9 protein-coding genes and 1 pseudogene are annotated in these 13,659 nt (G+C 31.0%); 8 read left to right on the top strand and 2 right to left on the bottom strand.

What is annotated here, in order from left to right:
* Positions 1-33 precede the first annotated feature (33 nt).
* Both betA and KA926_RS06505 read left to right on the top strand, forming a co-directional pair.
* Entirely contained in the window at positions 34-1,716 is a 1,683-nt protein-coding gene (gene betA / locus KA926_RS06510; protein ID WP_107383834.1) for a choline dehydrogenase, read from the top strand.
* Positions 1,717-1,935: 219 nt separating this feature from the next.
* Positions 1,936-2,073 (top strand): hypothetical protein, encoded by a 138-nt coding sequence (locus KA926_RS06505; protein WP_210143878.1) that lies wholly within the window; start codon positions 1,936-1,938, stop codon positions 2,071-2,073.
* A 272-nt stretch (positions 2,074-2,345) separates the two neighbouring features.
* Here the strand turns inward: KA926_RS06505 and KA926_RS06500 are convergent, their stop codons facing one another.
* Positions 2,346-4,502, bottom strand: a complete 2,157-nt coding sequence (locus KA926_RS06500) for a bifunctional glycosyltransferase family 2 protein/CDP-glycerol:glycerophosphate glycerophosphotransferase (protein ID WP_210143876.1) — start codon at positions 4,500-4,502, stop codon at positions 2,346-2,348.
* Between the two features lie 393 nt (positions 4,503-4,895).
* Between KA926_RS06500 and KA926_RS06495 the strand changes: the two genes are divergently transcribed.
* Both KA926_RS06495 and KA926_RS06490 read left to right on the top strand, forming a co-directional pair.
* Positions 4,896-5,522, top strand: a complete 627-nt coding sequence (locus KA926_RS06495; RefSeq protein WP_107385389.1) for a nitroreductase family protein — start codon at positions 4,896-4,898, stop codon at positions 5,520-5,522.
* A 376-nt stretch (positions 5,523-5,898) separates the two neighbouring features.
* Positions 5,899-7,039, top strand: a pseudogene (locus KA926_RS06490) (CapA family protein).
* Positions 7,040-7,142: 103 nt separating this feature from the next.
* Here the strand turns inward: KA926_RS06490 and KA926_RS06485 are convergent.
* Positions 7,143-8,081: a nucleoside hydrolase gene (locus KA926_RS06485; RefSeq protein ID WP_119536015.1), complete on the bottom strand. Its 939-nt coding sequence runs from the start codon at positions 8,079-8,081 to the stop codon at positions 7,143-7,145.
* A 211-nt stretch (positions 8,082-8,292) separates the two neighbouring features.
* Between KA926_RS06485 and KA926_RS06480 the strand changes: the two genes are divergently transcribed.
* The 4 genes from KA926_RS06480 to KA926_RS06465 all read left to right on the top strand — a co-directional run bounded on the left by KA926_RS06480 (position 8,293) and on the right by KA926_RS06465 (position 13,653).
* Entirely contained in the window at positions 8,293-9,705 is a 1,413-nt protein-coding gene (locus KA926_RS06480) for an MFS transporter (protein ID WP_210143875.1), read from the top strand.
* Between the two features lie 345 nt (positions 9,706-10,050).
* Positions 10,051-11,547: a flagellar basal body-associated FliL family protein gene (locus tag KA926_RS06475; protein ID WP_210143873.1), complete on the top strand. Its 1,497-nt coding sequence runs from the start codon at positions 10,051-10,053 to the stop codon at positions 11,545-11,547.
* Positions 11,548-11,566: 19 nt separating this feature from the next.
* A complete protein-coding gene (locus KA926_RS06470; protein WP_210143871.1) occupies positions 11,567-12,733 on the top strand; it encodes an ABC transporter permease in 1,167 nt (388 codons plus the stop codon).
* A complete protein-coding gene (locus tag KA926_RS06465; RefSeq protein ID WP_210143870.1) occupies positions 12,730-13,653 on the top strand; it encodes an ABC transporter permease in 924 nt (307 codons plus the stop codon). Before KA926_RS06470 ends, KA926_RS06465 begins: the two co-directional genes overlap by 4 nt.
* Positions 13,654-13,659: the final 6 nt, after the last annotated feature.

Genomic DNA, 13,659 nt, shown 5'->3' with positions numbered 1-13,659 from the left:
AATCTTAGAAATATATATCAGGAGGCTATAAAAATGAGAGAAGCGTATGATTATATTATTATCGGAGGCGGCAGTGCCGGATCAGTATTAGGTGCGAGAATTAGTGAAGATGTATCTAATAATGTACTTGTACTTGAAGCAGGACGCAGCGATTACCCTTGGGATTTATTAATCCAAATGCCAGCTGCTTTAATGTATCCAGCAGGCAATAAGCTATATGACTGGATTTATGAAACTAATGAAGAACCACATATGGATGGTAGAAAAGTAGGTCATGCCCGTGGTAAAGTGCTTGGCGGTTCAAGTTCTATTAACGGCATGATTTATCAAAGAGGTAACCCAATGGACTATGAAAAATGGGCAAAACCTGAAGGTATGGAGAATTGGGATTTTGCACATTGTTTACCATACTTTAAGCGTTTAGAAACAACATTTGGTTCAAGTAAAGATGATCCATACCGTGGCCATCATGGTCCGATTAAGTTAAGAAGAGGTCCAGCAACAAATCCACTATTCCAAGCATTTTTCAATGCAGGTGTAGAAGCGGGGTATAATAAAACACCAGATGTTAATGGTTTCCGACAAGAAGGATTTGGTCCTTTTGATAGCCAAGTTCATAATGGTCGTCGTGTTTCAGCTTCAAGAGCTTATTTACATCCAGCTATGAAACGTAAAAATTTAGACGTACAAACACGCGCTTTTGTTACTAAATTAAATTTTGATGGAAATAAAGTAACTGGTGTTACATTCAAGAAAAATGGTAAAGAACATACAGTTAATGCTAAAGAAGTTATTTTATCAGGTGGTGCAATTAATTCACCACAATTATTACAATTATCAGGTATTGGCGATTCAGAACATTTACGTTCTGTAGGAATCGAACCTCGTTTACATTTACCAGGTGTTGGGGAAAACTTTGAAGATCATTTAGAAGTATATGTACAACATGCATGTAAACAACCTGTATCAATGCAACCAAGTTTAAATAAATTGAAAATGCCATTTATTGGTTTGCAATGGATATTAGGTCGTAAAGGTGCTGCTGCATCCAATCATTTTGAAGGTGGAGGCTTCGTGCGTTCTAACAATGAAGTAGATTACCCAAATCTAATGTTCCACTTCTTACCAATTGCAGTAAGATATGATGGCACTAAAGCACCAACAGCACATGGTTACCAAGTGCATGTTGGTCCAATGTACTCTAATTCACGCGGTCACTTGAAGATCAAATCTAAAGACCCATTTGAAAAACCTGATTTTGTCTTTAATTACTTATCTACTGAAGAAGATAAACGTGAATGGGTAGAAGCAATTAAGGTCGCTAGAAATATCTTGTCTCAAAAAGCTTTAGATCCTTTCAATGGTGGAGAAATTTCACCAGGACCTGAAGTTCAAACAGATGAAGAAATTATCGAATGGGTAAAACGTGATGGAGAAACAGCATTGCATCCATCTTGTAGTTGTAGAATGGGACCAAAATCTGATGAAATGTCAGTAGTAGATCCTGATACATTTAAAGTACATGGTATGGAAAACTTACGTGTTGTAGATGCTTCAGTTATGCCACGCACGACAAACGGTAATATCCATTCTCCAGTATTAATGATAGCTGAAAGAGCTGCTGATGTAATCAGAGGTAAAAAACTATTAGAACCTGAACATATTGATTATTATCGTCATGGTGTACATGATAAAGATGCAGGAACAGTAAAATAATTTATAAGTTAAGACACTATATAGCACATCCCTTTTTCATTCATTATGAATGAGAAAGGGATGTTTATGTTTAATATGTTGAATCGAGACCAACTGTTGTAAAATGGCGTTCTCTTTAATTTATGAAACTTAATGCGCTTAGACGAAAATGTGTTTACTTGATACTATAGCGCATTAGTTACAGTGATTTTTTAACGTGCTGTTGCCCGGGGGAATAGTATGAGTGAGAGACTACAGGCTCAAGCCCCCCAGGCAAGTATTCACGGTCAAAATCGCATATTATTCTTATATCAAAAGGTCCAATTCTTTATTACTTATGATTTCTGGCTAATTCATGTTATTAATTTTATAAAATAAGAACTTCATCCATATATTAGAGGTAATGAATTGTTTCGAATGAGCCTTTGCTTTTGTATCTTGATAAATATTCCAAACGATTTTGCATTGTGCTGACGCCCGGGGAAATGATATGAGCGAGAGACTACAGGCTCGAGCCATATCCCCAGGCAAGCATGCACGATCAAAATCATAATATTTTAAATATAAAGAGGACAAATCCATTGTTAAGGATTTGCCCTCTTATTTTGAGCATAAGCATGTATATCCATGCGCTTTGCATCATTCAATATTTATTGATTTTTGGTAATCAAATCAGCGATTGCTTTAGAAGCATTACCATTTTCAATTGAACAAAAATCGTTATAAAACTTATTAATTTCAGATTTATAGTCATTTTCAATTTGATCTAAGTGTTGTAAGTCCTCTGCTAGTTTATGAGCATCTTGATAAATAGGTCCCAGTAAATCTTTGTGATAATCTAAATAGAAGCCTCTCAAATCTTTGGCATATTTATCTAGGTCATAAGCAAAGAAGATTTGAGGTCTTTTTAGCACACCATAATCAAACATTACTGAAGAATAATCTGTAATTAAGCAGTCAGAAATTAGATATAATTCCGAGATATCACTATAATTTGATACATCAATTGCAAAATCTTCATAACCTCTTAAATCTAATGCGTTAGCGATAAGGTAATGCATTCTTAATAGAATAACATAGTCATCACCAATTTTTTCTTGCAAGTTATTTAAATCGATTTTTAAGTCGAATAAATATTTTCCTTTTTTGACAAATTCATCATCACGCCAAGTTGGTGCGTACATAATTACTTTTTTGTCTTCAGGCAAGTTTAAGTTTTCTTTGATTTCTTGAATGTAAGCTTGATCATTTGCACGATTAACTAAGACATCATTTCTAGGATAACCAATTTCAAGTATTTTTTCTGGTGGCATCCAAAAAGCAGTTTCAAATATCTTAGATGAATAAGCGTTTGGAGAGATAAGATAATCCCATCTGCTTGTTTCTTCCTTGAAATTACGTTTATAGTTATCAGTTGTTGTTCCAGGCATACGGATGACTTTCATATCATTTGCTAAACGTTTTAAAGGTGTTCCATGCCAAGTTTGAATATAAACTTGATTAGCTTTTTTATTCAAGTATAAAGGCAGCCTTGCATTTGTTACCCAGTATTTAGCGCTAGCATATGCTTCATAATATGCTTGTGAACCTTTTTTAACTTTTTTAGCAGGTCCTGGTAAATATACTTGATCAGGTTTTCTGAAGACCCAAATAAATTCATAGTTTGGATGGTATTTCATCATATATTCATAGATATATTTTGGACTGTCACTATAATTTTTACCACCAAAAGCTTCAAAAATGATCGTATTCGGCTTAACTTTGTTTTCATTATCTGTAAGTTGATATAATGAACGATTTTTATTTTTCCGACGTAAAACAACATTTTTGGCTAAGCGAGCACGCTTTCTAAATCTATTAACTTTAAATGCTGGTGTTTTCTTATTAAACATAAGCATTAATGATTCTAAAATAAATAATGGTTTTTCACTCTTGAATATTGTAGTCATTAACTGCCTAGTGACTTTTGGTAAAAGTTCGCTATTTGATTCATATCTTTCTGGTGTTTTTCTTAATGATGGTTCAAAAGAATCTCTATATAAATTCTTCATTTTAGTTTTTATGAATTTCTTATTTTCTTTTAAAGGCGCACGTTTTACAGCGTCTGAAAAGCTATATACATAGTCATTAAAAATAATATTGAAATCTTGAGTTGATAAAGTCGGTTTTTCGAAAGGATCATAGATTTCTCCTTTAATATAGAAAGGAAATCTACTGATTCTTACAAAACCATTAGAATATTTAATGAATTCTAAGACGAAAGACCAATCGATAAAGATATCTAAATCTTCATTGAATTTAATATTATGTCCACGTATGATGGCTGTTTTAAAAACGATGTTACAAACAGAATGTTTACGCAGAAACTGATTTGATTTTGTTTTAGTGTTTAAATATTGCACTTTCACTAAATTTTGGTCAACGTATTGTGGTACATCTAAAGTGAAAGAATGAATAGGTGCAATTAAAGCATCGTATTGATTTAAATGTTTCATATAAAAAGCGAGCGCATATGATGCAAGATAATCATCAGAATCTATAAATATAAAATAAGGTGATGTTACTGCTTCTAACGCGATATTTCTTGCGTAAGCATGCCCATAGTTTTGAGTTAAATCAATTTCTTTAATTGAGATGTTCCAATCTTTGATTGTTTCAGTTGCAATAGATTTTGAATTATCAGTTGAACCATCGTTAACTAATATTAATTCAAAATCCTGGAACCTTTGATTTTTTAAGCTGTTTAAGCATTTTTCAATATAATCTTCTGAATTATAATAAGTTACAATAACAGATACAGATTTCATTATTTTACCTCTTTTTCCATTAACTCTATTTATTATTTGAATAGCACACATCGTCTGCTAATGTTCAAAATAATAGGGTGTTTTTTTAAAAACAAGTTCACCGTTTGTGAGTTAAAACGGATTTATTTATTTTACTACAATATAAATATATATTCAAAACATCAACTATTGTTTAATCTCAATTATACTATATATGACTTATTGATAAAAAATATTTTTCTTAGTTTATTCATTGTTTTAATAAATCAAAAACTTCATTATACGAAATTCATGAGTCAAAGTAATGTTGTTCTCGAAGTTTAAAAATCATTAAATTTTTAAACAGATGATTTGTAAAATATAACAAATTGCGTATAATTTGATTTTGTAAAAAAGACTAAGGAGAATTTTGAAATGAAAAATAATGATTTTGAAGATGTTGTATTAAATAGAAAATCTGTAAAAGTGTTTGATGAGCAAGTTAAAATTCCTAGATCAGAAATGGATGAGATGATACAAAAAGCAACAAAAGCGCCATCATCTGTGAATATGCAACCGTGGAGATTTTTAGTGGTTGAAAGTGAAGCAGGGAAAGAAAAATTGAAACCACTTGTTCGTTTTAATACACGCCAAAATGATACATCCGCAGCTATGGTTATTATATTTGGCGACATGCAAAATTATGAATATGGAGAAGATATTTATCATAATGCAGTTTTAAATGGTTATATGCCTGAAGAAGTAAAGGTTGAAATGTTGGGAAAAATATTGCCCTTATATAAAAGTTTAAATCGTTCAGAAATGAATGATATTATTAAAATTGATAGTAGTTTAGCAGCAATGCAATTTATGCTCGTTGCTAGATCTTATGGTTATGACACAAATCCAATTGGTGGTTTTGAAAAAGATCAAATTGCTGAAGCATTCGATTTAGACCCAGAACGCTTTGAACCAGTAATGATTGTTGCAATTGGAAAGGCTAAAAATCCTGGACATGACTCATACAGATTGTCAGCAGAAACTGTTACAAAATATGTTTAAAAATTATAGTTTTGATAAAATTCGTCTAATTATTAGTTATAATTTAGATAATAGACAAATCATTATTGATAAGTAATGTTGTCTAAATATGAATTTGCATTTTTAAAAAGATTAAAATTATAAGTTAATAAAGACAAAAAGAGTTTAGACGAAAAATTTGATACTCAAGAATAAGCACGCGAACGCTATTTGGTTTCGCGTGTTTATTTTTAAATTGCTTACTACGCAATATAAATTTCATTTTAATATATATAATAAAAGCTTAATTTTTTAAAGTTTGTTATGCTATAAATAGTTTATAAATATATAAAGCGATTGAATTTATAATTTGAAAAACATTTCAACAATTTATATTGTATTGAAGGGGTTTTAGGTGATGAGATATAAAGTTTTACTTCCTTTATTGTTTTTATGTTTTATCGTAGTTAGTGCCTGCTGTTTATTAAATATTAAGCATTTGAACCATAATGTTTCATTTTATGCAGTGGGAGATAATTTAATTCATCCAGAAGTATATAATGATGCTTCGGTGAACAATGGGAATTTTGATTTCAAACCAATGTATAGTCATTTAAAAAAAAGATATTGAAGCTTCAGATATAGCTTATATAAATCAAGAATCTCCCATTGGTGGAGATAGTAAAGGTTTGTCTGGGTTTAAGCGGTTTAATACGCCAGAAGCAATAGCAAAAGATTTATCCGACACAGGGTTCAATTTAGTGAACGGTGCTAATAATCATGCATTAGATCAAGGAACGAGCGGACTTATGAATGAAATTGCACTTTGGAATCAATTTGATGATATTGAATATTTTGGGACATACAATTCGCAAAACAATAGAGATAAAATTCAAATCATGAATAAAAACGATATTAATATAGCGTTATTGAGTTATACATATGGCACGAATGATATTCAATCTGATAAACCATATTACATTAACTATTTCGATGAAAAACAAATTAAAAAGGATGTGGCTAAGGCCAAAAAACAAGGTGATTTTATCATCGTTTCAGCGCATTGGGGTAATGAAGGCAAACATAACCCAAACAAAACACAAAAGAAATTTGCGAAAGTGTTTGCGGACGCTGGGGTAGATGTAGTGATTGGGACACACCCCCATGTCATTCAACCTGTGGAGTGGGTTAAAGGTAAAGATAATCATAAAACACTAGTGGCTTATTCCCTGGGAAATTTTTTGAATGGCCAGGCAACAGGTGATGAAAACAATATACTGGGAGGCAATTTAACGTTCAATATTGAAAAGTCTCCAAAACAAACTAAAATTAATCAGGTTAAATGGAAATCACTGGTAACACATTATGAGCTGGAACCTACGTTGTATAAAAATAAGAAACAAAATTTTAAAATGTATCCATTGAATCAATATAATAATGAATTAGCTCATAGGCATGGGTTAAATCAAACAAAGCAAGGTGACGTTAACGTACAACGTTTAGAGGAAATCACTAAAGCACATATCGATCCTGCATTTTTAACAGAAGAAAGTTTCTGATTATTAACTGTTTATAAAATCAAAGCATATATTTTAAAGCAAAAAGAAGAAGTATAATCAATTCACATATTTTGATTATGCTTCTTCTTTGATTTACATATATTTATTTTACTTGCTTAGCTAAATTTGTGATGTAATTAAAGAAACTATCATGTTCAACATGATGTACCACAGAAACTAATCGGCCGTTTTCTTCATCGATATATGTACTTCCTTGACTAGGGCCATCAACATGAACAGAAGTTTTAACATCGTGTTGTTTTACCAAGTCTGGTTTGCCTATGTAAGCAGTTGTTAAGACATCCCATAAGAAATATGTAGAATTTGTTTGGAAATGTGTGAGCGGAGGTACTGCAGCATAACTTACACCTAAAAAATCAACACCGGTATACGCACGCTCATTTGCCCACATTTGTCTGATATCCCAAGTCATAGGTACTTGATTTGTACTTTCTAAAGCGACCATATCAATTTTTAGCGTTGAATCAAAAATAGTTTTAACTGCTTCAGGATCCCAAAATGCATTCCATTCAGCTGTACCGTCATGTTCGGGTTCTTCAACATTACCTTTATCTAAAAATGTGCCTCCCATCCATACTAAGCGTTCAATGTTATTTACGAGTTTTGGTTCGATAGTGATAGCTTTAGCTAAATCCGTAAGCGGTCCAGTAAATAATAAAGTGACTTTTTCATCGCTTGCGCTTACTTTTTCGATAATATCTTCATATGCTGCATGTTTTAGCAATTTGGAGTGTTGCGAAGTAGGTTCATTCAGTATAGGTAAAGCATCCATAAAGAATGCATGCATACGCCAATCTTTAGGAAATGGGTTTTTGCCGCGTTCTTTCGATGCTGCTACATGGATAGGCGTTGATGAAAAACGATTTATAATTTTTTGTGAAGCACTCACAGCTGGTTCTACGTAGCTATCAGCGCCAATTGCACTGACACCAATCAAATCAACTTCTTCCATTTGAATTAATAAAAAAAGTGAGACTAAATCATCTACACCACCGTCATGGTTAAAATAAACTTTTTTCATAAATGTAATCCTCCGAATTTAATGATTTTAAATCATTATACCAAACTCAGTTATTAGAAATAGTTCATTCAACAAAAGTTCATAAATCTTAAGAACGCTATATTAATAGTCATTGAGTAGGAAAATTCTGAAAATAAAGAATGAAAGTGTTTATATATACGCGTAAAGGTTATGTTATATCTATGGAAATAAATAAGGGGTGTTTTTATTTGTGAAGTTTAAAAAAGAAAAAGTGAATCATGTAGATTCGAATCAAGCTAAAAAAGGTGTAGTAGCAACGGGGATAGGTAACGCAATCGAATGGTTTGATTTTGGATTGTATGCACAATTGGCAGTGGTTATCAGTGCGAATTTCTTTGGTAATTTACCACAAGAAATGCAAATTGTATCAACCTTTGCTGTCTTTGCTTTTGCATTTATTGTAAGACCAATTGGAGGAATATTTTTTAGTCATTTGGGAGATAAATATGGTAGAAAAATCGTTTTATCTACAACCATTTTATTGATGGCTGCCTCTACATTAATGCTAGGTTTGTTACCAACGCAAGAACAAATTGGAATTTGGGCACCAATACTCTTATTAGTAGTTCGAATGATTCAATCATTCTCCACTGGTGGTGAATATGCAGGAGCAATGACTTATATTGCTGAAACATCTCCAGATAAAACAAGAGGTAAATTAGGTAGTGGACTTGAAGTAGGAACACTTGCAGGGAATATATTAGCTGCAATACTTGCTGGTACAATGTATAGTTTGTTGAATGATCAACAGATGGCTGAATGGGGATGGAGAATTCCATTTATCATAGCAGCACCATTAGGTATTGTAGGTATTATACTTCGTTCAAGTCTTGACGAAAGTCCAGCTTATGAGTCTACACTAGAAGAACAAAAAGAATTAGAATATTCATATTTAGATATCTTTAAATATTACTGGAAAGATGTTGTCGTTTGTTTTACAGGTGTAGCTTTCTTAAATGTAGCTAATTACATGGTATTGTCATATATGCCTTCGTTCTTGAATACGACGATTAATTTAGGTGGAACGATGGGCTCAATATTAAGTACGATTACCATGTTACTCATGATACCAGCCGTATTTTTCTTCGGATGGTATAGTGATAAAATTGGAAATAAACGGACGATTATATTTGGTTTAGTAGGCTTCAGTTTATTCTCAGTGTTAGCTTTTTGGTTAATGAGTATACCAATGTTGCCTTTAGTAATCTTAGGTTTATTTATCATTGCACTATTTATGTCAACATTTGAAGGTGTTATGCCTTCAGTGTTACCAAGTATGTTCCATACTAAAGTTAGATTGCGTACACTATCGCTTGTGTATAATATAGGTGCTGCTATTTTTGGTGGTCTAACACCGTTTATCCTTTCTACACTAGTAGAAACAACTGGCCAACAAATTGCACCTTCCTACTATTTAATGTTTATAAATATTGTTGGACTAATTATCTTTGTAACAATGTTCAAATCAACATCTAATAAATCTTTAAGAGGATCATATCCTAATGTAGAATCACAGGAAGATTACGAAGATGTGATTCAAAATCCAAAAGATGCATTATGGTGGGAAAAAGAAGTTAAACATGAAAAAAATAGCACAACATAGAGTGACTGAAATCACAGTTTTTCAATTATACATTTTAAAATTTAGAGCTTAAGATTGAGCCTCAAAGATTGCTGATGAAAGTAATCTTTGAGGCTCACTTTATTTTCATATTGTAATTCGTTGATTATGAATATATTACAAATTAAGAACAGATGTAAAATATCAATTATATATGTATTGTGTGCACAATTGATTGGATGTAATGATATATTACATATATTAAAAATGTTTAGTAATTAATTTAAAGCGCAAGTAAAAAATAAAAGAAAAATCAAATAAATAAATTATTATTAAGCCTTTTATGGTATTATTAAAACAATCAAAGTTAATGGGAGGTTGAAGGGTATGTCTAAAACAGTAAAAATTATTATCTCAGTTGTAATTGGTGTGCTTTTAATTGCCGGTATTGGGGGCGCCGCTTATTACTTTATTACCAAAAACACACCTAAAAACACATATTTATTGAGTGAAAAGGAAACAGCTAACCAATTTCAAGAATATGCTAATGATCGATTTGAAAATGAATTTAAATTTCAAGATAAAATGAAAGATGAATCATATTTAATCGATTTAAAGGCAAATGCTGATGTTCCAAAAAGTTTATTAGAATCATCAGGTATTCCTAAATCTGTCGCGGATGCTTCTGAAATAGGATTGACAGTGGGACACGATCCTAAAAAAGAAAAATCAGTTTTAGCTTTAAATCCAACGATAGCTGACAATGAAATTGGGAAGTTTCAATGGTCTGCAGACAAAGATAACCAATATTATGCATCACCATTGTTTAACGATATTTACAAAGCTAAAAATGACGAACTTGTAGACGTTTATGAAAAAATAACTGGAGATACATCAAGTACAACAGGTAAAGAGAGTGTATTGACAAATGATACATTAAACTTAAACGCATTATTATCAGGGTCTCAAATTTCACAAAAAGATATAGAAAAAATAAGTAGTAAATATACAGATGTTGTCATAGATAAATTAGACAAAGATAATTTTGAAAAAGAAAATGCTACGATTGATGTAGATGGTGATGAAAAAGATGTTAAAAAAGTAACATTGAAACTTAGCAAAGGCGAAACAAAAGCAATCGTGAAATCAGTTTTGGAAAAAGCTAAGAAAGATAAAGATATTAAAAAAATTGCAGAAGATCAATTCAAAACAGAAGATTATGAAGATAAAATCGATGAAGCTATACAAGAAGTGAAAGATCAAGATAAAAATGATTTTCCAAGTATTAAATCTGTGATTTGGGAAGAAGATAATCTGATTTTAAAACGTGAATTAACTGCTAAAGATAAAAATGATTCAGAGGTAAAATTAACAGGAACGAATCAAATTGATGATGACAAATTAGCTATGAATTATAAAATTACTGCAGATGATACAGAGTTATCATTGAAAGGTAAATCAACAAAAGACGATGATAAATATAAAGATAATTATACTATTGGAGCTAATGAAAGTTACAAGAAATCTACGATAAAACTATCAAACAATGAAACTCAAGATGGTGACAAACGTACAGATAAAGGTAAAGTGAGCGTCGATGCAAATTATCGCAAAACTGAATTTGAATATAATAATAATTTAGAAACCGACGTGAAAAATAATACCCAAAAACAAGATTTCGAATTAACGACAGACGTTCAATATCAACCAGTAACATTTAATATCAAAGGTGAGACAAAACTTAAAGACGATATTAAATTTGAAAAATCAGGCGCTAAAGATCTAAATGAATTGTCTGATAGTGATTTGAAAAAATTACAAAAGGAAATTTCTAAAAAAGCAGAAGGTATCGTTAAAGATTTAGCAAAAGATTTTAAAAAATAACTAAAAGGAGAGTGGTAAAATGAAAACATTACAATTGTTTCGCATTTACCACTCTTTTTTATTAAAAAAATGGTATTTACTATTATATTTATTAATTATAGTTATAGGGTTATTTGCTACTTTAATAGTGATTCAACAATTAAATCAAGATAATGAGAAATTTAGAATTGGTGTTGTTGATAAAGATCGGTCTCCAGAAACGCAAATCATATTGAAATCGCTAGGTGACGGTGCCAATTTGGGGAAAGATATTAGCATAAAAAAGTATAATCAAAAAGTAGCTGAAAAAAAGTTAAAAAATAAAACTTTAGAGGGTTATTATGTTTTTGAAAAAGGTATGACACATGATTTTTATAAAAATGGAAGTTTGCCCATTTCAATACATACATATGATAAGCAATCTACAAAAAGTCTAGTTATTAATCAGTTAACAGATTCAGTATATCAAAGACTCATGCTATCGATGGGTGGTGGTCTAAGTTATACAACATTGTCATCACATAATGATAAAGATCATACATTGATGTTATTAACAGATCTATTGTTTACGGGAATAAACCGTACTGGTGCATTTGATTATGAACCTATACATATATATGACAGTGTAAGTTACTATGTAATCACGACTTATTTAGTGTCTATTTATATTTTCGCTTTGTCATTATTTACCATTTTAAAAATGAACCAAACGACGGCGTTGTGGTCAAGGTTAAGCATGCATCATTTTTCGTTTGAAAAATTAACGTTGATAAGAAGTATATTCACGCTATTTTATACAGGATTATGGACATTTTTCGGTGCGCTTTGGTTGATTAAATCCATACCTAATCAATTTGAAAGTTATAATTGGTTAACGATTGTAATTCAACTTAGTTACTATGTCTTGATGATTATTATTTGGTTAACCATTATTGATTTAATTGCTTTTAAATGGATGAACTATGCACTAAAAATTATATTGAATACATTGATTATTGTATTATCAGGGATGACGATACCAACAATTTATTTTAAACATTCTATTTTGGGTATGGTTGATTACTTACCGTTTAGTTTTGTAACAAATCAAATGCTAGAAATTGTATTGAATAATTATATTTTAGATGTACCAGTAACTTTTTATAGTAGTCTATTTATATCAATTTTTATCTTAGTCTTGATAGTGATTGGGAGGTATCGCTCATGATTCAACCCTATTTCTTCATAGTTGTTAAAAAACAGTGGAAACAACATTTAGCCTTTATCTGTATCTTATTAATCTCTTTAATTGCTATCTGGGGTGTATATAAAACGCTAAATAAATCATTTCAAATTCCTGTTGCAGTACAAGATTTAGATCAATCAGCAGCTTCAAAAGGCTTAATCAAAAGCATCACAAGTAACGAATACATTACTAAAATCGAAGTGCCAACAGAAGAAACATATTTGGATGAATATATAGAAAGAAAAGAAGCGATTGTAAGTTTACAAATACCGAAAAATTACAGTCAACAGTTACATGACAATCGTTTGAAAGAAACCATTTTATTGTATGGAAGAGATGATTTTATTGGTGATATTACTTTAGAAATTATAAGTATGTCATTATATGAACAACAGATACCTAACATCGTTAAAAGTCATCTAGATGATAATGGTGATCGTACATCCTTGACTAGAGTGAATAAAATATTGCATGACAAGACACCTCAATCGCAAATTGCACATTATTTTGTGAAGTCACATTCAGAAACTTCTATATCATTGAGTGTTATTTTTGCGATATTGTTGTGTATCAGTAGTGTGCAAATTATTTTGCACCAAAGGTTAAAACAGAACGGCCCGTTGATTAGAATTTTTTTGATACAATTTAGTCAGTTAAGATTGTATGTTGCATACATACTTATACATGCAATTTTGTTGCTAATGATATTAATTATAAGCGCATTATTGTTTCATCAGTCACTATCATGGATATTTTATTTAAAATCACTTTTCATCATTGTATTATTTGAAGCAGGTGTTGCGTATCTATTATTTAAAATTAACACACTGAGTCATAGGTTATTTATGACGTTTATATATGCGCTTGTCGTGAGTGTGATTTATGTCTTTATACAAATTTAGGAGTGA

It is taken from the genome of Staphylococcus sp. GDY8P94P (assembly GCF_017892255.1).
In the GTDB taxonomy this organism is placed as follows: Bacteria; Bacillota; Bacilli; order Staphylococcales; family Staphylococcaceae; genus Staphylococcus; species Staphylococcus cohnii.
Note: the sequence above shows the minus strand (reverse complement) of the source record. Positions and strands in the feature narration are given on the sequence as shown.

Coding starts and splice junctions, on each gene's coding strand:
- betA (WP_107383834.1), top strand. CDS start 34: ATGAGAGAAGCGTATGATTATATTATTATCGGAGGCGGCAGTGCCGGA.
- KA926_RS06505 (WP_210143878.1), top strand. CDS start 1,936: ATGAGTGAGAGACTACAGGCTCAAGCCCCCCAGGCAAGTATTCACGGT.
- KA926_RS06500 (WP_210143876.1), bottom strand. CDS start 4,502: ATGAAATCTGTATCTGTTATTGTAACTTATTATAATTCAGAAGATTAT.
- KA926_RS06495 (WP_107385389.1), top strand. CDS start 4,896: ATGAAAAATAATGATTTTGAAGATGTTGTATTAAATAGAAAATCTGTA.
- KA926_RS06485 (WP_119536015.1), bottom strand. CDS start 8,081: ATGAAAAAAGTTTATTTTAACCATGACGGTGGTGTAGATGATTTAGTC.
- KA926_RS06475 (WP_210143873.1), top strand. CDS start 10,051: ATGTCTAAAACAGTAAAAATTATTATCTCAGTTGTAATTGGTGTGCTT.
- KA926_RS06470 (WP_210143871.1), top strand. CDS start 11,567: ATGAAAACATTACAATTGTTTCGCATTTACCACTCTTTTTTATTAAAA.
- KA926_RS06465 (WP_210143870.1), top strand. CDS start 12,730: ATGATTCAACCCTATTTCTTCATAGTTGTTAAAAAACAGTGGAAACAA.